The sequence below is a fragment of the Corynebacterium suranareeae genome, from assembly GCF_002355155.1.
GTDB lineage: Bacteria > Actinomycetota > Actinomycetes > Mycobacteriales > Mycobacteriaceae > Corynebacterium > Corynebacterium suranareeae.
In genome coordinates, this window is sequence record NZ_AP017369.1 from 2,480,513 (window position 1) to 2,501,319 (window position 20,807).

The 20,807-nt window shown below is 50.9% G+C and carries 18 protein-coding genes; 10 read left to right on the forward strand and 8 right to left on the reverse strand.

All coding sequences use genetic code 11. The features are described 5' to 3' along the window. Positions 1-97 precede the first annotated feature (97 nt). The 5 genes from lipB to N24_RS11485 all read left to right on the forward strand — a co-directional run bounded on the left by lipB (position 98) and on the right by N24_RS11485 (position 5,851). Positions 98-853, forward strand: a complete 756-nt coding sequence (gene lipB, locus N24_RS11465) for a lipoyl(octanoyl) transferase LipB (RefSeq protein WP_096457136.1) — start codon at positions 98-100, stop codon at positions 851-853. Positions 854-1,015: 162 nt separating this feature from the next. Continuing rightward, positions 1,016-2,062: a lipoyl synthase gene (gene lipA / locus N24_RS11470; RefSeq protein ID WP_096457139.1), complete on the forward strand. Its 1,047-nt coding sequence runs from the start codon at positions 1,016-1,018 to the stop codon at positions 2,060-2,062. Positions 2,063-2,168: 106 nt separating this feature from the next. Further along, positions 2,169-2,951, forward strand: a complete 783-nt coding sequence (locus N24_RS11475; RefSeq protein ID WP_096460128.1) for a DUF4191 domain-containing protein — start codon at positions 2,169-2,171, stop codon at positions 2,949-2,951. Between the two features lie 198 nt (positions 2,952-3,149). Continuing rightward, positions 3,150-4,769 carry an aspartate:alanine exchanger family transporter gene (locus tag N24_RS11480; RefSeq protein WP_096460131.1) on the forward strand — a complete coding sequence of 540 codons (1,620 nt, stop codon included), beginning with the start codon at positions 3,150-3,152 and terminating at the stop codon, positions 4,767-4,769. A 65-nt stretch (positions 4,770-4,834) separates the two neighbouring features. Then, positions 4,835-5,851: a YdcF family protein gene (locus N24_RS11485; protein ID WP_096457142.1), complete on the forward strand. Its 1,017-nt coding sequence runs from the start codon at positions 4,835-4,837 to the stop codon at positions 5,849-5,851. Positions 5,852-5,952: 101 nt separating this feature from the next. On the opposite strand, the gene N24_RS11490 is transcribed toward N24_RS11485, so the two are convergent. Then, positions 5,953-6,426 carry an RDD family protein gene (locus tag N24_RS11490; protein WP_167382097.1) on the reverse strand — a complete coding sequence of 158 codons (474 nt, stop codon included), beginning with the start codon at positions 6,424-6,426 and terminating at the stop codon, positions 5,953-5,955. Positions 6,427-6,709: 283 nt separating this feature from the next. Between N24_RS11490 and glnA the strand changes: the two genes are divergently transcribed. Next, positions 6,710-8,143 carry a type I glutamate--ammonia ligase gene (gene glnA, locus N24_RS11495; RefSeq protein WP_096457148.1) on the forward strand — a complete coding sequence of 478 codons (1,434 nt, stop codon included), beginning with the start codon at positions 6,710-6,712 and terminating at the stop codon, positions 8,141-8,143. A 213-nt stretch (positions 8,144-8,356) separates the two neighbouring features. On the opposite strand, the gene N24_RS11500 is transcribed toward glnA, so the two are convergent. The 3 genes from N24_RS11500 to N24_RS11510 all read right to left on the reverse strand — a co-directional run bounded on the left by N24_RS11500 (position 8,357) and on the right by N24_RS11510 (position 10,158). Beyond that, entirely contained in the window at positions 8,357-8,524 is a 168-nt protein-coding gene (locus N24_RS11500) for a hypothetical protein (RefSeq protein WP_059289581.1), read from the reverse strand. 699 nt (positions 8,525-9,223) lie between these two features. Further along, a complete protein-coding gene (locus N24_RS11505) occupies positions 9,224-9,625 on the reverse strand; it encodes a cupin domain-containing protein (protein WP_096457151.1) in 402 nt (133 codons plus the stop codon). After that, positions 9,622-10,158 (reverse strand): NUDIX hydrolase, encoded by a 537-nt coding sequence (locus N24_RS11510; RefSeq protein WP_096457154.1) that lies wholly within the window; start codon positions 10,156-10,158, stop codon positions 9,622-9,624. Before N24_RS11510 ends, N24_RS11505 begins: the two co-directional genes overlap by 4 nt. A gap of 112 nt (positions 10,159-10,270) precedes the next feature. Between N24_RS11510 and N24_RS11515 the strand changes: the two genes are divergently transcribed. Further along, a complete protein-coding gene (locus tag N24_RS11515; RefSeq protein WP_096457157.1) occupies positions 10,271-11,179 on the forward strand; it encodes a TIGR03571 family LLM class oxidoreductase in 909 nt (302 codons plus the stop codon). Between the two features lie 433 nt (positions 11,180-11,612). On the opposite strand, the gene thrC is transcribed toward N24_RS11515, so the two are convergent. Next, positions 11,613-13,058 carry a threonine synthase gene (gene thrC, locus N24_RS11520; RefSeq protein WP_096457160.1) on the reverse strand — a complete coding sequence of 482 codons (1,446 nt, stop codon included), beginning with the start codon at positions 13,056-13,058 and terminating at the stop codon, positions 11,613-11,615. A gap of 135 nt (positions 13,059-13,193) precedes the next feature. On the opposite strand from thrC, the gene N24_RS11525 reads away from it, so the two are divergent. From N24_RS11525 to N24_RS11535, 3 genes are all read left to right on the forward strand, one after another. Next, a complete protein-coding gene (locus N24_RS11525; RefSeq protein WP_096457163.1) occupies positions 13,194-13,424 on the forward strand; it encodes a hypothetical protein in 231 nt (76 codons plus the stop codon). A gap of 110 nt (positions 13,425-13,534) precedes the next feature. Beyond that, on the forward strand, positions 13,535-14,860 hold the full coding sequence (locus N24_RS11530) for an MFS transporter (protein WP_096457166.1): 1,326 nt from the start codon (positions 13,535-13,537) through the stop codon (positions 14,858-14,860). A 23-nt stretch (positions 14,861-14,883) separates the two neighbouring features. Next, on the forward strand, positions 14,884-16,128 hold the full coding sequence (locus N24_RS11535; protein ID WP_231910998.1) for an MFS transporter: 1,245 nt from the start codon (positions 14,884-14,886) through the stop codon (positions 16,126-16,128). Positions 16,129-16,162: 34 nt separating this feature from the next. Here the strand turns inward: N24_RS11535 and N24_RS11540 are convergent, their stop codons facing one another. The 3 genes from N24_RS11540 to N24_RS11550 all read right to left on the reverse strand — a co-directional run bounded on the left by N24_RS11540 (position 16,163) and on the right by N24_RS11550 (position 20,786). Beyond that, the gene (locus tag N24_RS11540; protein WP_096457172.1) at positions 16,163-16,648 is read right to left on the reverse strand and encodes a hypothetical protein; all 486 of its coding nucleotides are present in this window, start codon (positions 16,646-16,648) and stop codon (positions 16,163-16,165) included. Between the two features lie 135 nt (positions 16,649-16,783). Then, on the reverse strand, positions 16,784-17,446 hold the full coding sequence (locus N24_RS11545; RefSeq protein ID WP_096457175.1) for a biliverdin-producing heme oxygenase: 663 nt from the start codon (positions 17,444-17,446) through the stop codon (positions 16,784-16,786). A 202-nt stretch (positions 17,447-17,648) separates the two neighbouring features. Beyond that, a complete protein-coding gene (locus N24_RS11550) occupies positions 17,649-20,786 on the reverse strand; it encodes a bifunctional [glutamine synthetase] adenylyltransferase/[glutamine synthetase]-adenylyl-L-tyrosine phosphorylase (protein WP_096457178.1) in 3,138 nt (1,045 codons plus the stop codon). Between the last annotated feature and the right edge of the window lie 21 nt (positions 20,787-20,807).

Genomic DNA, 20,807 nt, shown 5'->3' on the forward strand with positions numbered 1-20,807 from the left:
CCGCTGTTCCTTCATCATGAAGGAGCAGCGGTTTTGTCATCTCATGCCAGCAGTGTGTGACTTATCAACAGCTTTAGGGCTAGGGTGGATATTTATCATGACTGCACCACGAGATCCTTTCTTCCCCGCAGATCTTTCCATCCGCGATTCTTCAGAACCTATCGAAATTCAGCGTTTGGGTTTGATCGATTATCAAGAGGCTTGGGACTACCAAGCAGAGTTGGCCACACGCCGGGCTAATAATGAAATACCTGATCAGTTGCTTATTCTGGAGCATCCTTCGGTCTATACCGCAGGTAAGCGCACTCAGCCTGAAGATCTCCCCACCAATGGCCTACCGGTAATTAAGGCTGACCGTGGCGGGCGTATCACGTGGCACGGGCCCGGACAGTTGGTTATTTACCCAATCATCAAATTGGCCGCTCCCATCGACGTGGTGGATTACGTACGACGCCTCGAAGAAGCACTCATCCAGGTAGTTGGTGATATGGGTGTTGCAGGAGCCGGGCGTATCGATGGTCGTTCTGGTGTGTGGGTGCCTGCTCATGATGGTTGGGTTGATAGCAAAGTTGCCGCGATTGGAATTCGCATTACTCGCGGTGTGGCTATGCATGGCGTGGCAATAAACTGCAATAACACTCTTGATTTCTACGAACATATTGTTCCGTGCGGTATTGCTGATGCTGGTTTAACGACATTGTCGCGTGAACTGCAACGAGATGTTTCAGTCGAGGAATTAATTGACCCATCTATCCAAGCGTTGGATGACGCTTTGGCTGGTCGGCTCATTGTTTCTGACCATTCATTCGGCAGCGCACCAGATCCAACGAAGATTCTCCCTAAACGGGGGTAGTGCACGGAATTTTGCCGGTGGGCCTCCTCGTTGAACCACAGTAGAGCCGCTGGCAGAATCGACGGCAATGAAGGTGGCAAAGTAGACAGCCGTGGTGCGTCGAAAAGCCAAAATGTTTTCCCGATAAAAGCTCACTAAATTGAAAGATGTAAGGTTGCATTTGTGACTATCGCACCTGAAGGACGACGACTGCTAAGAGTCGAGGCTCGAAATTCGGAGACCCCGATTGAGACTAAGCCTCGATGGATTAGAAACCAGGTCAAAAACGGACCTGAATATCAGGACATGAAGGAACGTGTTGCTGGTGCTTCTTTGCACACTGTGTGCCAGGAAGCTGGTTGCCCCAATATTCATGAGTGTTGGGAATCCCGTGAGGCCACCTTCCTCATCGGTGGAGCGAACTGTTCCCGTCGCTGTGATTTCTGCATGATTAACTCTGCCCGCCCTGAGCCTCTTGACCGTGGCGAGCCACTGCGTGTCGCGGAGTCTGTTCGTGAAATGCAGCTGAATTACTCCACCATCACTGGCGTGACCCGTGATGATCTAGATGATGAAGGCGCTTGGTTGTACGCCGAGGTGGTTCGTAAAATTCACGAGCTTAACCCAAATACTGGTGTAGAAAACCTTGTTCCTGATTTCTCTGGCAAGAAGGATTTGCTGCAGGAAGTTTTTGAATCCCGCCCTGAAGTTTTTGCCCACAACGTGGAAACCGTGCCGCGCATTTTTAAGCGCATCCGCCCAGCATTCCGCTATGAGCGTTCGCTTGATGTGATTCGCCAGGCTCGTGATTTCGGATTGGTCACCAAGTCCAACCTAATTTTGGGCATGGGTGAAACCAAGGAAGAAATCACCGAAGCACTGCAGGATCTGCATGATGCTGGCTGTGACATCATCACCATTACTCAGTACCTGCGTCCTGGACCTTTGTTCCACCCCATCGAGCGTTGGGTGAAGCCTGAGGAGTTCCTCGAGCACGCTGATGCAGCCAAGGAGATGGGCTTTGCAGCAGTTATGTCTGGCCCGTTGGTTCGCTCCTCTTACCGTGCAGGTCGCTTGTACGCTCAGGCCATGGAGTTCCGTGGCGAGGAAATCCCAGCTCACTTGGCTCACTTGAAGGACACTTCTGGTGGCTCTACAGCGCAGGAAGCTTCTTCACTTCTCGAGCGTTATGGCGCTTCCAAAGACACCCCTGTGGTGGCTTTCAACTAAGCCAACGTCGATCTTAACCGCCGCATTCAGCCACTGAATGTGGCGGTTTTCGTCGAAAAGCACGCTCATTTTCGCGGTTACCTCACAATCGCCTATTGTTGAATACATGGCAGACGCGAAGAAGCAGGCGGATAAGACCGCCAAGAAGCAGGTAAAAGCAGCTAAGAAGGCGCAGCGCAAGCAGACTCGCTCACAGATGTGGCAAGTCTTTAATATGCAACGCAAGCAGGATAAGGCTCTTATTCCGCTGATGTTGCTTGCTGTTCTCGGTATCCCACTGGTGTTGTTCCTCCTGGGTCTAATCTGGGGTGGCCAGTGGTGGATGCTTCCAATCGGCATTGCTGCAGGTGTTGTTGCCGCAATGTTTATTTTCACCCGTCGTGTTGAACGCGATGTGTACAAGCGAGCTGAAGGTCAGCAAGGTGCAGCTGGTTGGGCTGTGGAAAACCTTCGTTCTGGTGTTGGTATGACCTGGCGTACCAAAACCGCTGTTGCAGTAACCACTCAGATGGATGCTGTACACCGCGTTATTGGTTTGCCGGGTGTTGTCTTGGTTGGTGAGGGTTCTCCGCATCGCCTGAAGCCCATGCTTGCTCAGCAGAAGAAGCGCCTAAACCGTGTGGCTCCTGGCGTCCCGGTTCATGAAATCATCACGGGTAATGGGGAAGGCCAAACCCCTATCGCGAAGCTTCAGCGTGAGCTGGTTAAGCTTCCTCGCAACTACCGGAAAAATGAGGTTGCTTCCCTAGCTGCTCGTATTGAGGCAATGGATAACGTCGGTAATGCTCCTGGCGGTTCGCTTCCTAAGGGTCCTTTGCCTAAGGGTGCCAGCATGTCGGGCATGAACCGTCGTGCGCGCCGTCAGGCAGAACGTAAGGGCGAAGCTTAAGACACTTACTTAAGGTTCACTGCTTTCGCGTCAGCGCCGAAGTTTTTAAATAATCGCACTCCATCATTAGAAGGTGGTGTGCGATTTTTTATGCGTGACTGAAACTGATTGCGCTAGATCCTCTGCAAGAGTTTTGACGTGCTCAGTTCCACATTATTTTCCTCAGAGAAGAAGCTAGCTTCATGAGACTATTAAGTGGTGAGCCTACTTGTAGAAAATCAGTTACTTGCGTTGGTTGTCATCATGACTCTCGGCCTACTGATAGGTCGGATCAAAATCTTCGGATTCCATCTTGGCGTCGCAGCGGTTTTATTTGTTGGTCTAGCACTATCTACCATTGAGCCTGATATTTCAGTCCCGGCGCTGTTGTACGTTGTTGGGCTGTCGCTGTTTGTCTACACCATTGGACTTGAAGCAGGCCCTGGATTTTTCACATCAATGAAAACCACAGGTTTGCGCAATAATGCGCTAGCTTTAGGTGCAATTATCGCCACCACAGTGCTCGCCTGGGCGCTGATCTCCGTTTTTAACATCGATGCCGCCTCCGGCGCCGGCATGCTCACCGGTGCACTCACCAACACCCCAGCCATGGCTGCGGTTGTCGACGCGCTGCCTTCGCTTATCGACGACACCGGCCAGCTACACATCATCGCCGAGCTGCCTGTCGTCGCCTACTCCCTGGCGTACCCCCTGGGTGTGCTCATCGTTATCGTCTCCATCGCTATCTTCAGCGCTATCTTCAAAGTTGATCACGGTAAGGAAGCTGAAGCAGCTGGCGTTGCTGTCCAAGAGCTTAAAGGCAAAAGAATTCGAGTAACCAACGCTGACCTTCCTGCATTGGAGAACATTCCTCTCCTGCTTGACCTGCATGTGATTGTCTCCCGCGTTGAACGTGAAGGAGAACAATTCATTCCACTTTATGGTGAGCACGCTAAGGTCGGCGATGTGCTTACTGTGGTGGGTGTTGATGAAGAACTCACTCGTGCAGAAGCTGCAATTGGAGAATTAATTGATGGCGATCCCTACAGCGATGTCGAGCTTGATTACCGACGGATTTTTGTATCCAACCCTGAAGTGGTGGGCACTCCCCTCTCCAAGCTTCAGCCGTTGTTTAAAGACATGCTCATTACCCGAATCAGGCGCGGTGATACAGACTTGGTGGCATCTCCGGAGATGACTTTGCAGCTTGGTGACAGAGTCCGCGTTGTTGCACCTGCTGAAAAAATTGGTCAAGCAACCCGGATCTTGGGAGATTCCTACAAAAAGCTTTCGGACTTCAATCTTTTGCCGCTTGCTGCTGGTCTCATGCTGGGAGTGTTGGTGGGCATGGTGGAATTTCCGCTACCAGGTGGAAGTTCGCTGAAATTAGGTAACGCCGGTGGTCCCCTGGTTGTGGCCCTTTTACTGGGCATGGTCAGTCGCACCGGCAAGTTTGTGTGGCAGATTCCCTACGGTGCCAACTTAGCGCTACGCCAACTAGGCATTGCACTGTTTCTCGCTGCAATTGGTACCTCTGCTGGTGCTGGTTTCCGCTCAGCTATTAGTGATCCCCAATCGCTAACCATCATCGGTTTTGGCGCATTAATCACACTCTTTATCTCTACCAGTGTGCTGTTTATCGGACACAAGCTGATGAAGATTCCATTCGGGGAAACTGCCGGCATTCTCGCTGGCGCCCAAACCCACCCTGCCGTATTGAGCTATGTTTCAGATTCTTCCCGCAATGAGTTACCTGCCATGGGCTATACATCGGTCTATCCATTGGCCATGATTGCAAAAATTTTGGCTGCACAGACGCTTCTGTTCCTACTGATTTAAATGTTCGTGTCAGCATTCAACTCATAAGCTCACCAGGCTGAAAAGTAGCGCTTAGTTTTATAGCTGTGCTAGTTCAGCCCCTGTACTTTTTCTTTGGATTTTCTTTACTCATCCTCGCCGGCGGTATTTTTGCTGTGATTAAAGAACCCCGTCGACTCTATTCGATGGCGTTCGTGCTCTTAGGCGCATTTTTCACATTCTTATCGCTCCTAGTGTGGGCAGCAGAATTTTCTTGGGCTGGAAATCTTCCACAACTGATTCTGATTACGCTGCTAGCTATTCCGCTGTTGGGTTATCCCCTACTGACATTGTTCTTGCTCAGTAATGGGGTGCTTATGGTGCGCCGGGAATCCCGAACGGGTGGAAATCTACTGTCCCTCTTGTTCGGTGTGGTGATGTTACTTGCCCCATTGTTGCCTGTGCTTTTAGGAGTCGCACATGTTCCGGCCGCTGGAATTAATGCTGTCACATTGACTGGGGTGGGACTTGCGCTATACCTCGGTGGTATTTTCCTTGTGTTTCTTTGTTCTGCGTGGGTTTACCGCTCTATTCCACCACGCAAAACGGCTGACTACGTGATTATTCTTGGTTCTGGAGTCATTGGGTCTACTGTTCCACCGCTGCTCGCTGCTCGTCTAAATAAGGCCATCGAACTAGCTGGTGATCATGCCATGCTCATACCGTCAGGAGGCAAAGGCAGTGATGAGGACTTGGCGGAAGGCGTGGCTATGGCACGCTATTTAGAAGAATATGGAATTCCCCCAAAGCGCATCATTGTTGAAGACCGCGCCACCACCACCAAAGAAAACCTACTTTTCAGCATGAAGCTCATTGAAGAAAAGTCCAATGTGCTTGTAGCAACGAGTGACTATCACGTATTTCGGACAGCGTTGCTCACCCGCGATTTAGGGATAGATGCCACTGTCCGTGGTGGCCGCACCGCGTTTTATTACGTACCGAGTGCTTTTATCCGGGAATTCATCGCGGTGTGTCGTGATAATTTCAAGCTGTTTGCCGTTGTCCCAGGACTGTGGATCGTCCTCAATGTGTTGATCCTTGTCTCAGGGATTATTGGTTCTTAAAGCGGCCACCGCGTGATCAATGCCGAGCTCACCGTGGCTTCTCACCTTAGAAAAAATTTAAGCGCCGAATCGATAATCGATCGGCGCTTTTTAAATGGTTCTTAACCTCGAATAACGGCAGTTCCTGTTGCTTTATCGTGCAATCCGCGTCCATCAGCGTCCACCATCACAGCAGGAAGAATCAAAATGGTTAACAGTGGCCTAATGAGTGCACGCCACCATCCCACGCGTTCTTCAGCATCGATGCGGGCTAGCCCCATGCCGAGTACTGCATGTCCAGGCGTACGCGCAAAGATCCAGCCGGTGAGCCAACCAAGAATCACGAAGATAATCAGTGTGCTTGTTGCAACATCACCAAGCGCATCCGTGAAGTTTGACAGCACGATGGCAATAACCCAGGACACAATCCAGTCGACGCACACTCCGCCGATTCGGCGAGCAACTGATGCTAGAGATCCCGCCCCTTCTTTGGGGAGGCCGATTTTTTCGCCTGGCCACCTGCCTGGTGCATCAGGATCATCAAAATCTGCTGGAATTTCCGGTCCGTCAAGCCAACTTCTCTTCGGCTTTGCCATTTTTACAATCAAATCCAAACATGTAGAGGGGCGGATAGTGCAGTCTTAAGGCTTTTGCTTTTCGACGTCGCAAAGCGCTATTTCCTACCTTTAAGATCTTAATGCATTGCTGCTCAATAACTATTTTTCAAAAAAGTTTTGATAGATCGACAGGTAATGCTTTATACTGACAACGTCGCAAGGACTACATTTGCAGCCAAGTCTACTACTTGATCTTCAAAGGTCAGCAATTGTGAACAAAGCTACAAATACACCGTTCCGCCCATGTCAATGAGGAGTCACCGTGGCGTTTAAAACCCCGGAAGAAATTGTCAAGTTCATCAAAGATGAAAACGTCGAGTTCGTAGACGTTCGATTCACCGATCTTCCCGGCATCGAGCAGCACTTCAGCATCCCCGCTGCAAGCTTCGACGAAGATGCCATCGAAGAAGGTCTAGCATTCGACGGATCCTCGATCCGCGGATTTACCACCATCGACGAATCTGACATGAATCTCCTGCCAGACCTCGGGACCGCCACCCTTGACCCATTCCGCAAGGCAAAGACTTTGAACATTAAGTTCTTTGTCCACGACCCTTTCACCCGCGAGGCTTTCTCCCGCGACCCACGCAACGTGGCCCGCAAGGCAGAACAGTACTTGGCCTCCACCGGCATTGCAGACACCTGCAACTTCGGCGCTGAAGCAGAGTTCTACCTCTTTGATTCCGTCCGCTACTCCACCGAAATGAACGCTGGTTTCTACCACGTTGACACCGAAGAGGGCTGGTGGAACCGTGGCAACGAAACCAACCTCGATGGAACCCCAAACTTGGGTGCAAAGAACCGTGTTAAGGGTGGTTACTTCCCAGTAGCACCATACGATCAGACCGTTGACGTTCGCGATGATATGGTGCGCAACCTGGCTAGTGCAGGTTTCGACCTTGAGCGCTTCCACCACGAAGTCGGTGGCGGACAGCAAGAAATCAACTACCGCTTCAACACCATGCTTCACGCGGCAGATGATATCCAGACCTTCAAGTACATCATCAAGAACACCGCTCGCCTCCACGGTAAGGCTGCAACCTTCATGCCTAAGCCTTTGGCTGGCGACAACGGTTCCGGTATGCACGCCCACCAGTCCCTCTGGAAGGACGGCAAGCCACTGTTCCACGACGAGTCCGGCTACGCTGGTCTATCTGACATCGCTCGTTACTACATCGGCGGCATCCTGCACCACGCAGGCGCAGTATTGGCGTTCACCAACGCAACCCTCAACTCCTACCACCGCTTGGTTCCTGGCTTCGAGGCTCCAATCAACTTGGTGTACTCACAGCGCAACCGTTCTGCTGCTGTTCGTATCCCAATCACCGGATCCAACCCGAAGGCAAAGCGCATCGAATTCCGCGCTCCAGACCCATCAGGCAACCCATACTTGGGCTTCGCTGCCATGATGATGGCTGGCCTCGACGGCATCAAGAACCGCATCGAGCCACACGCTCCAGTGGACAAGGACCTCTACGAACTTCCTCCAGAGGAAGCAGCATCCATCCCACAGGCGCCTACCTCCCTGGAAGCATCCCTCAAGGCACTTGCTGAAGACACTGACTTCCTCACCGAGTCCGATGTCTTTACCGAAGATCTCATCGAGGCATACATCCAGTACAAGTACGACAATGAGATCACTCCAGTTCGTCTGCGCCCAACCCCGCAGGAATTTGAAATGTACTTCGACTGCTAAATCTTGCAGCTGATCTACTAAGCAGTGCCCCTTGGTTCTTTTGAACTGAGGGGCATTGGCAATTTTGCACCCAATCAGCTCAATCGCGTTTGCGAGGGCTAGTTATCACGATACCGATTGCTCAAGTCTGCACTCGCTAATCGGCATTTTCGACACACAAAAGCGCCGCTCCCCCATTTTTCTAGTGCGGGGACCGGCGCTTTTAAAAGTTTGTTAAATGCCAATTAGCTCTGAAGCGACAACGTCTGAAAGTGAAATTGTTCCGTGTGGTTCACCTCGGAAAAGGAGAAGGTGATCTGCGTTGATTATTACTTCCAGCTGACGTTCGAGGGTGAATGTCTCCCAGACCTTCATCTCGTTCGGGCGAATGCGTAAACCCATTTTCCTTCTCCTTCCGAAACTGTTTCAAACCTAGAAACTTGTGGTTTAAATCACTTAAATTATTTTCTGCGGTATAGATCATTTTAGGGGGTAATTTCCCAATTAGCTAAGCAAGGGGCAAGAATCACTACATATCAGCCCCGGAAATCACCCCTGATCAGGTGAGATGTGAGGGTTTGCTCATATTTGAAACCCGAAAACAATAATCTAAACCAAACATAACGGGGGTACTGTTTTCTTTTGAAGAGCAAAAACCACCCTCGGATCACTGAACAGGATCGAGGGTGGCGTCGAAAAGCAATTTAATCCTGGCAGCATGGTACTCACGTTTATGGGCTGTTTAAGCGGCTGAATTTTGGGAATGAGTATTTGTATCAAGTAGCCTCCACGAAAGCCGTAAAGGCGATTCTGTAAGGCCATTGTTTTGCGCTCTGTTCTCAGGCCTTGCACCCAACTTCACCTGGCAACCAAAACAGCTCAGGTAAAAGACATTCTTGGTCTTAAATGCCATTATCCAGACGAACAAAATTGTCCTGGCGACCAAAGAATTTAGATCACGCTATGGATTTGGTCGTACAGGTCGGTATTTGCCAACTACCCCAGTCATATCGCATCTAGTCATCCACGCCCCGGGCTTTTACGCAAGAAAAACCACCCGCGATTCACTAAATGAGATCGAGGGTGGCGTCGAAAAGCTATTTAAGCCTGCAGCGTCGCACTCACGCTACGGTAGTGCTCCGGGTCAACGGGTTCTTCCCAATCGACGGTCTCGCCGTCGATGCCCTTGAGATTGACCACTACGTGCGTCATGGGCGCATCTGCGACAGCACCGTGCCAGTGACGTACTCCAGCGGCAGCGAACACAACATCGCCTGGCTCCAGCAGCTGAGCTGGCTCGCCTTCTGCCTCGTAAATGCCAAGGCCAGAAAGCACAATGATGTTCTGCCCGACTGGGTGGGTGTGCCAATTGGTGTGCCCACCTGCTTCAAAAGACACGTTGGCGGTTTCGATCTGCACGTTGTCATCCAGCTTGGCCAAATGGACAATGCCGGTAAACCACTGCGCGGGAGCTGGATTACCTAAGGGAAACTCGATGCTCATTGCTTGTTCCTTTTCTCATATCCCATGCGTGGTTTGAAGCCTTGGGGGTGTTTTAGTTGCGCAACTGCATCAGCGATAACCATGCGGAAACGTTGATTAGTAACCGGCATGTTGGAAATGGGGAACCAAGCTACCTCTGTGTTTTCATCATCGCCAATCACCGGCACATCTGTTTCTCCTGAGACAACACAGCGCACAGCGGTATCCATGTAGCTAGACACATCCCCGTTTTCACAAGTAACAGGCCCGACCGCTCCCACTCCCAGCAATGCCTCTACCTGCACGTCCAAGCCGGTTTCTTCCTTCACCTCGCGCACAGCAGCAACGTGGGGTTGCTCATTTGGATCAACAATTCCCGTCGGAGGGGTCCACTCTCCCGTATCAGCGCGTTTGACCAACAACACATCTGGAACCACGTGGAAGGGCGCACCTGGAGGAACATCACGGATAATCACAGCTGTCACTCCCGGCAGCCACAAAGGATCCGTGCCGATTTTTTCCCGCAACTTCACAATGAATTCTGGAACCGCCATGCAGCTTTAACCCTCTCCGCTTGTCACTTTTAATCGTTATGTCTTAAAGGGTACGCCAGGCATGGGACAGGCATCAGCCAGACATGAACCGTCACCGGTTAGGGTAGGTTTCATGGTCTTTAATAAAGCATTTGACGCGCTTCGCTCCCCTAAAATCACCTTAGGGCTGATGACTCCTATTGGCCCTGAATTGGGTAGAAGCGACATGGTTCCTGTCGAGCGCAGCATTGAAATAGCCGCTCAGGCTGAAGCTTTGGGTTTTAGTGGCGTATGGGTTCGTGATGTTCCTTTAGCTGTGCCGCAAGGTCTCACCGTGGCTAATAAACAAGCTACGTATTTAGACGATCCTTTTCTCATGCTTGGTGCGATGGCAGCGGAAACATCGACCATTGCTCTTGGAACTGCGGCAACAGTCCTGCCCCTTCGCCATCCTTTACATGTCGCCAAATCGGCCCTCACCCTAGATCGCCTCAGTAAGGGCCGATTCGTTTTAGGGATTGGTTCAGGTGATCGACCCGAAGAGTTTGAGATTTTTGGCAAGAACTTAGATGATCGTCGCGCAGATATTCAAGCAGGATGGACTACGCTGCGTGCCGCTTTATCGCCCGATCCCGCAGAACGAGCCAGCTTGGCTTATGCTCCAACCACCCCGCCTGAAGCTCAGATCCCCATGATTGCTGTGGGTTCTGCCCGTCAAACAGTTCAGTGGATAGCCCGTAACGCCGATGGCTGGGCCACCTATTACCGTCCCGCCGAAGCGCAAGTTGGTCGGCTCGACCTGTGGGATAAAGCCCGTGGAAACACCCGCCCATTGCTTATTTCTTCTATGGGCTTAGACCTCACCGAGAACAACACGCACGAAGAAATCACATTGGGCGTCAAGATCGGAAGCCAAGAACTCATCGAACACCTACACCGGCTCAGCAATCTTGGAATCGACCACGTCATCTTCAACATCCAACGCCGCCCAGCTGGCGAAGTGCTCAGCCAAATCGCAGAAGAAGTCCTCCCGCACCTATAAAATTGCTTTTCGACGCCACCCTCCGGCACAACAGCTATGGTGAGCTCATATCGAACGATCACCCATAGTCACCAGCAAAACGCGGCTGTTTGCCCCGTGTGGATTTAGGTGTTCGTGCCCTTGGCGGCATAAGACCAAACCAGGAGACCCAACATCCGGTTTTTTGAAGATTGTGGGTCTCCTAGTTAGGTGTATCGCACTCAATACCAAACACACAGACCCAACATTTAAGTTTTTAATGATTCTGGGTCTCCTGGTTTGGTCAGACACTCATTCTTGCTCTAGAGCTTAAAAGTCATACCTCCCCAGAAGCGCTTTTAACGGGTTTTCAAGGTCAAGCGCATACCAAATAAACAAGCGATAAGCCAGAACATCATGATCGACAAAGGCCCGCCTTTCAACATTTAAAAAGTCGGGCCTTTACTTTGCGGTCTTACTTCACTGCAGTGTTCGCAATCGCATCAACAATGAATTGCTTCACGGCTTCAGCATCATTTGGAAGATCAGAAACTTTGAATGGAGCATCCATGATGGCTGCAAAACGCTCTGGTGTTTCCGGTGCCTTACCAATAGCTTCAACAATGGTGTCGGCAAATTTTACGGGAAGCGCTGTTTCCAACACGATAATGGGAGTGTCGATCTCATCGCGCCATTGACGAGCCACCTTCACACCATCAGCGGTGTGAGGATCGATCAGCACACCAAGGCGTGAGTGGACATCTGCGATGGTTTCAATGCGGTCAGCATGAGTGGATCGACCTGATGCGAAACCATATTCCGAGGCAGCTTTTTCAAAGTCGGCATCATCAGCTAGGGAGAATCCACCTTGGCGCACCTGGGTGCCAAAGAGATCGTTGACTCGAGTTGCATCACGGCCAAGCAGGTCGAACACGAAGCGCTCAAAGTTGGATGCACGAGAAATATCCATTGATGGCGATGAGGTCTCGTGGGTGTCCGCTGAGCTACGCACGCGGTAGTCTCCAGTACGGAAGAATTCATCCAGTACATCGTTTTCGTTGGTGGCAACGATCAATCGATCAATGGGAAGACCCATTTGGCGAGCGATGTGGCCTGCACAAATATCACCGAAGTTGCCGGTTGGGACAGAAAAGCTTACCTTTTGATCGTTGCTGGTGGTGGTGCGAATCCAGGAAGATACGTAGTAAACAACCTGAGCCATAAGGCGTGCCCAGTTAATCGAGTTCACGGCACCGATACGGTTGTCTTTCTTAAATTCCGCGTCAGCAGAAACGGCTTTTACTACATCTTGGCAGTCATCAAAGACACCGTCGAGCGCGATGTTGAAGATATTTGGATCATCCAGACCAAACATCTGTGCCTGTTGGAACGGGGTCATTCGCCCTGCCGGGGTGAGCATGAAAACACGGATTCCTTCGCGTCCACGCATCGCGTATTCCGCGGATGAACCGGTATCACCCGAAGTTGCACCCAGGATATTGATGGTTTCATCACGGCGGCGAAGCTCGTATTCAAAGAGTTCACCCAAAAGCTGCATGGCCATATCTTTAAACGCCGCGGTCGGCCCCTCAGACAGATGTCCAAGGAAGATATTGTCTTCTAATTCAGTAACAGGAACGATTTCTTCGCTGTTGAACTTAGGGTGTGTGTATGCGCGGGCAGTAATTGCCTTGATGTCTTCTACTGGGATGTCATCAACAAACAGTGAAATAACTTCAGCTGCCAGCGCTGCGTAGCCTTCATTGGCTAGTACTTCACGCCATGCGCTTAGCTGATCGTCAGTTAGTTGAGGGTATGTTGCAGGCAGGTATAGGCCACCGTCTGGTGCTAGCCCTCCAAGCAAAATATCGCTGAAGCGGGCAGGGGTACGGCTGGCATCACGCGTCGAAATGTAGTCCACGGCTATAACCCTATCCCAAGGGGTGACACAATACTCCCCCGCACCGTCCCAAATTACTGAAAAAGGTGACTTCGCCCACCCGATCCCTTAAAGTGTTTCTGATCACTTCAACTGATGGTTTTAGGATGTGCCTTTATGACTGCTCCCGATTATCCCTCCCACAACACGGTCGAGCGTGGCCAAGACTTAAAACCTTCCAAGAATCTCACCGCTATTGAAATTCTTAATCCGGAGCCGGTATCCAAATGGAATTTGTACGTTTTGATCGGATGCGCTGCCCTTGTGGTGTTATTAATTTTGCTCGGCCCCTGGTTATACCCCTATGTAGAAGACTTCACTTCAACTGCGTGGGAGCAGTTTAAGTAAAGGGTGATTTTTACCCGCTGAGCTGTTATTTATCTAAAACATCACATTTACCCACGGATTGGGAATCAAAGTCCCCCTATTTCTCTGTGAGAGGGCTACCCTGTTCCTCTGTGAAGAACAATGATCAACGGCCTTCGCCAAGACCGCACCCACGAGAGAAAGTCACTACCCGCGCCCTTATAGTTTGGGCAGCAGCCTGTCTTGTGTATATGGCAGCCATTACCAGCCGCACCAGCTTTGGTGTGGCTGGAGTGGAGGCCATTGACCGCTTTCAGGTAGACGCCACCCGCATTGCTGTATTCACCTCTGTTCAGGTTGGCGTTTATGCTTTTTCTCAGATTCCGATGGGAATTTTGATTGATAAGTTTGGCCCACGGAAACTTCTTGCCGTCGGTGCTTTATTAATGGGCGCAGGGCAGCTTATTTTAGGCTTCACTGACAGCTACGCAATTGCCATCATCGCCCGAGTATTCATCGGAGCTGGAGATGCATCCATCTTCTTATCGGTGATGCGCATTTTGCCATTCTGGTTCCCGCTTAAACACACCCCAATTTTCACGCAGCTGACTACGTGTTTAGGCCAATTGGGTCAATTTCTCTCCGCTGTCCCCTTCATGGCATTGCTCGGTACTCAGGGGTGGACTGTTGCCTTTGTCAGCTTGGGCTCCATTGTTGGCCTGCTTGCTATCGCTGCATTGGTGGCTGTTCGCGATAGCCCTGATCCACAACAAAAACCAACCACTACCCACACCGATGATGAAAAGCCTAGTTTGGGCGCGAGCTTGAAGCTGATCGTGAAAAACCCAATTCCGTGGCAGGGCTTTTTTATTCACTATGTGTTGATGGTGTGGCAAACAGTTTTTGCCCTGATGTGGGGTGTCCCGCTGATGACACTGGGCATGGGGCTATCATCTGCAACTGCAGGGTTAGTGCTGAGTATCAATACTGTGTGCATGGTGATTTCAGCACCGATCATTGGCATCATTTCAGCTCGTCTTGGCTATAGGCGTGATGTTGTAGCTGTTGCTTTGTCCTTTGTTCAAGCAGCAGTGTGGATGGTGTTTTTAAGTTCTGATGCGCCACGCGGCATGATGGCTATTATCGTGGTCAATATTGTCATGGGGTTGACCACCGCTGCATCGGGTTACGGTTTTGATACTGTGCGTGAGCAGCTTGATCGTCGTATTTTGGCCGCTGGAACTGGCCTTGCCAACATGGGTGGATTTTTGTCCTCCATGGTTGCGGCACAGGTGATGGGCTTCCTGCTGGACCACAGCGCGCATGGTAACACCTATACTTGGGGGGATTTCCGATTCGGCTTCCTCGCAATTCTTGTCACGTGGGCAATCGGAGTCATGGGCTTTGTTGTAGCCCGACTCAAGGGTGGACCGGGCCGTAGATTACTTACTCGGATTAGGTCGACCAAGGATTTATAAAGATCAGGACAAAACCTGTGGGCGTGGAAAAAGTTTCTGGCAAGGCACTTGTTGTCTGGCTAACGGCAATGTGCGTATATATTGTGGCGATCGCCGGTCGTACATCTTTTGGCGTCGCCGGGGTTCATGCCATTGACCGTTTCGATATCGACGCCTCCAGGTTGGCTGTTTTTACCTCAGTCCAGGTCGGTGTATATGCCCTTGCTCAAATTCCCATGGGCATGCTGGTTGATAGGTTTGGCGCACGCAAACTACTTTTAGCAGGGGCGTTAATTCTCGCTGCAGGGCAACTTATCTTAGGTTTTAGCGATTCTTATATCATTGCCATTTTTGCCCGAGTACTAATCGGTGTCGGCGACTCTTCCGCATTTTTGTCTGTCATGCGGATCCTACCCAACTGGTTCCCACTTTCATGGACTCCTGTGCTGCAACAACTCACGGGAGCTTTTGGGTTTATTGGGCAGTTTTTCTCCGCAGTGCCGTTTTTACACATGCTCAACACCGCCGGGTGGACTATTTCATTCATGTCGCTTGGTGCCGCGGGAATCATCGTGGCGATAGCCGCAGCCGTTTTCGTGCGTGACTCCCCGACCGGCGGTGAGCCGGTCAAGCGTGGGGAGGCGTCGATAAGCATTGCTTTTCGGCTTAAATCTGTGCTCACAAGCTTATATTGCTGGCAGGGTGTATTTAATCACTGGGTGAGCATGGGGCCGGTGATGGTGTTTTTGCTGCTGTGGGGCACGCCAACGTTGACGCTTGGGCTGGAGATGAGTAGCGCAGAAGTAAGCACAGTGCTGACCATTTTTGCCCTCGCCACGGTCATTACCGGCCCGCTTTCAGGAATCGTATCATCGCGTTTAGGGCCGCGACGTGGTCTGATTGGATTTATAACACCACTGATTCAGGCAGCTTTATGGATTGTTTTGTTCATGTTCGCAGATCGGATTTCGAACCCGCTCATTTTCGTCAGCGTCATAATGTTTCTGATTTCGTTCAGCTCCCCGGTGGCGAACTTCGGTTTTGATACCATCCGCGAAAAGCTTGATCGCCGCATCATGGTCGCTGGCACGGGCATGGCCAATATGGGCGCTTATCTGTGCGCCATGTTGGCCACGCAGCTCATCGGTTTCCTGCTTGATTTAAATGCCGACGGCCACGCCTATACCTGGTCAAATTTCCAGGTGGCGTGGCTTGGTCTCGCCGCTGCGTGGTTGGCGGGAATGATCGGGCTTGCGGTCTGCCTAAATCTGCAGCGCCGACGCGCCTAAATTGCTTGTCGACGCAAAAACCCGACCGTAACCTTTAAAATCGTGGTCCGCGAGGCCCTGATCCAAATGGTCCAAAGGGACCAAAAGGTCCATCATTGCGGCCACGAGAACCTCGAGGTCTAAAATCACCGTACTGGCGTCCAACCTGGCCAAGGCCATTCATAACATCTTCAACGAAGCCTGTAACTCCGTCACGGATATCATTAATCACCTCATCATTGATCTGACTCTTTGACCGTGACCGGTAATCTTCAGTGCTGTCATCATCGATAAGATCGTCTGCGTAGATGGGGCCTTCTGCGCGAGAACCTCGTGGTTCATCGAGCTCAATTTCGGCCTCATCAAAAGCATCAAACACATCATCAAAATGAAGGTCACCATCAAATTCGATGTTGATGACACTGCCTTCAAAGTTGAGTTTCTCATCTGGGTCAACGCCCAACTGATGTGCGTAGCCGATGACCGCTGAGAGTTCCGCGAATGTTGCATCTGATAAATCGATAGACAATTTGATTGCCATGGTGGACTTCCTTACTTGGGAGGTGGTGCCTTAAATGATCTACTTCCGACACTACGTCCCATTTCAAAGCCCGTAAACCACTTAAGGGCAAAGATCAGGGAACTCCCCGACTCTTTGCCCAGACTTCACTACGATTTAAGCTAGTGCCTCAAAAACAAGCTGGTTAAAGCGGAAGGCATCAGAAGCCTCATCCAGCAATGCCGAACGCTCTACCGAGGTTAGTTCAAGTGCATCAAGTGCAGTGCGGTAGTTGTCCTTGTATGGCTTCAACTTGCCCAGATCCTCAAAACGGTAGAAGCTCAACGCATCATCTTCCACCCCGTACTCACGGTTGACCATGCGCGCAATAACTTGGCCACCTGAAAGATCACCGAGGTAACGAACATAGTGATGAGCAACAAGGCGTGGGAAATCCTTAGCTGCTCCAATTTCTTCCAAACGCTCAACGTATGAAGCAGTAGCTTCGGTAGCGACAACGCCTTCACGCCAATTCGCGCCCTCGTGCAATTTATCCAGATCGGCTTCCAAAGTTTCCTTGCGCTCTAGGCGAGGATCAAACAAGCTCGCAGCACGAGAATCCTCAGAGCACGCACGGGCAGCAGCTTCCAAAGCGGTGTAGAACAACCAAGATTGTTCCTGCAACTTAATAAAAGCCTGCGCATTCAGCTTTCCGGTGAGCAGGTCATTCATAAATGTTGAATGCTCGGCGTCTTCATGAGCCTGCGCGGTGTGGGTGCGCAGCTCCTCCGAAAGGGAGAGGTTTTCAACATCGTTGTTGTTCAGAATTGAACTTGTCATGGTTTGTCCTTTTGTAAGCTAGCTTCATGCAACCGTGGTGTTATCCCAGTCATCACAAAGCGCCAAAATAAAATGCTTGCAGATTTTTCTGGAAGTCTGCACGCTAACAAAAGCATAACTTAGGCTACCCACACCTACATATAGTTCCTTAGTTGGAACCTTTCTTCACAACTTTGTCGCTTTCACTACCCACCATGGTTGCCTAAATTTCACGCTGTTCCATGGAATCCACACCCCAAAACACCTCATCAACAACCTGCCGGCTCTTTCGGGTCACTTTCAAATAGTTTTCCAAATACTCCTGATACTCACTTGGATCCCAACCCGAAGCACCGGCTACCTGCGCAAGCGCTGGACCTGGCGTAGGCAATTGATCCATCCTTTTACCCCTGACCAGGACAAGAGCATTTCTAGCAGCCGTGGCGGTAAGCCATGCTTCCCTCAAGGTGTTCACCTGCACTGGATTAATAATCTGATGCTGCTCCAAGACCTCAAGCACCTCCAACGTAGAAGTGTTATGCAGCTCTGGAATCTCATGTGCATGCATCATAGTGAGCAATTGCACCGTCCATTCAATATCCGACAGCGCTCCCCTACCCAACTTGGTATGAGTATTTCGATCAGCACCGCGAGGAAGACGTTCATTATCCACACGAGCCTTCATGCGACGCACTTCCCTCAACTGAGCCGGAGATGCCCCATCTGTGGGATAACGGAAACGATCGATCGATTCCAAAAACTTCCTACCAAGTTCTCGGTCACCCGCCACCCAAGCAGCACGCAACAAAGCTTGAATTTCCCAGGTCTCGCCCCACTTCTCATAATAATTAACGTAGGATTCCACGGTACGAACGATCGCTCCTGAACGCCCTTCAGGACGCAATCCCAGATCAACCTCCAAAGGTGGATCCCCAGATGGCTTGGCAAGCCTTGACCGCATGGAATCACACACAGCAATCGACCACGTTATGGCATCGTGTTCATCTACTCCTGCCACTGGTTCGCACACAAACATGACATCAGCATCAGATCCATACCCCAGCTCTGCACCACCTAATCGACCCATGCCAATCACCGAAATATTCGCCTGTGGCTGATCAGGTTTTTGAGGATCGTTCAACGCCGCGCGAATCTCTGCATCCAAAGCAGCATCTAAGACAGCATCCCACACGAGAGATAATCCTTGGCATACCTCCTGAACGCTCAACATATCCAGCAGATCTGCCGAAGCGATACGGGCAAGTTCTTGACGACGCAGCGACCGTGCCGCCTGAATCGCCCGATCAGGTGACTCATGCCTAGACACCGTTGCCTTGATCGCCTTACTTACCTGAGTCGGAGCAGTAGCCAACAACTTTGGCCCAGACGCAGCATCACCAAGCTGTTTCACAAAATCCGGAGTGGAAATAATCAACTCTGAAATATAGGGAGAATTACCCAAAATCCTCATCAAACGCTGCCCCACCACGCCTTCGTCACGCAGCATGCGCAAAAACCAACTGCGATCATATGCAGCATCAGAAAGCTTGCGATAATTCAACAACCCTGCATCTGGATCCGCCGTTTGAGACAACCACTCCATCAACGTCGGAAGCAACATAGCCTGGATCTTTGCTTTACGGCTAGCCCCAGAGGCAAGTGCCGTCAGATGCTCATAAGCTCGCGCCGGGTGCATGTATCCCAACGCAGCCAACTGCAATTTCGCTGCATCTGGAGACAACCTGATGGCATCGGCGCTTAAATTAACAACAGAGTTCAGCAGCGGGCGGTAAAACAGCTGACTATGCAGTGATTGAATTTGCAAACGAACCTTGCGTAAATGCCGTTCCATCGCGCGAGCTGAGCTTTGCTCCCGGGAACCAGTAAACCCAGAAGCACGAGCAAGCCACCGCATGTTCATGCGATCATCAGATTTAGGCAATAGGTGTGTACGTTTGATTCGCTCCAATTGCAGTCGGTGTTCCAAAAGGCGCAAGAACTCATACGACTCAATCAGATTATGCCCGTCCTCACGGCCAACGTAACCCTGATCAACCAACGCATGTAGGGCATCGACCGTGGAACGGACACGCAAGGTTTCATCAATACGCCCATGAACCATCTGCAGAAGTTGGACGGCAAACTCGACGTCTCGAAGTCCACCACGCCCCAGTTTCAGCTCTCTATCCCGCAGATCTTCTGGAACATTATCTAAAACACGCCTACGCATAGCTTGAACATCGGTAACAAAGGATTCCCTTTGGCTTGCCGACCAGATCAACGGAGTCAGTGCATCCACATACTCTTGCCCCAAGGCGATATCGCCAGTCATGGGACGGGCTTTAAGCAGCGCCTGAAATTCCCACGTTTCAGCCCAACGTTTGTAGTAGGCCATATGAGATTCAAGGGAACGCACCAGTGCGCCACTTTTGCCTTCGGGCCGAAGTGCCGCATCAACCTCAAAGAAAGAGTTACTACCGATTCGGATCAATTCAGCAGCCGTACGCGTTGCTTTAGAATTAGCAGGCTGTGCCACAAAAACAACATCAACGTCTGAAATATAGTTCAGTTCCTGCGCACCACATTTACCCATCGCAATGACGGAAAGTGCGGAATCAACCGGCTTTTCCCCATAAACATTGGCAATTGCCACAGCTAAAGCTGCAGTTAACGCAGCATCGGCCAAATTACTAAGCTGCATGGTGACAGTACTAAAAGCAACTGGATCGCCACCTTTGTTACGCATATCTGTGGGAAATGTACCAGCCAGATCATGTGCTGCGATCCTGGTAAGCAGAGTCCGATAAGTCCACTTCAACACCCGTTCAGCTTCAGGTCCGGTCATGTCCGCCACGTAAAAGCCGGCGGTTGCCAAATCCTCTTGGGCGAGGTTGTGAGCATCTGTGTAATCCTCAACCTGCAATATTGCAGGTTTTGCCTGCACAGAAGCCAATAATTCCTGAAACATTTCTTCGCGAGTAGGTGCATCCAGAGTCAGCAACTTCCACTGTTGCGGATTAGCTACCAAATGATCGCCTACTGCTGCAGAACCTCCCAACAGGGCAATGAGTCGGATACGAAGATGCTCGTCCTCCCGAATAGCTTGGTCAAGCTCTTGCTTCGCCTGGTCACTGATAGCTTCAAGAGCTTGATACAGACGAACAAGGAGATTAAGCGCAACATCTGGATCACCCGCTCCAGAAAGAGCCCACATGAGATCTAAAGACTCAACATTGCGCCAACCTAGCAGTTCAAGGTCTGCTTGCGCGTGCTCTGATTTCAGCGACAGGGACCCCACTTTGGGCAATGGGTCTCTGACAAAGCCCACAACTTTTCGTTCGCTTCGCAACGGTCCTGACATGACTTGACCTCCTCTGCTGGA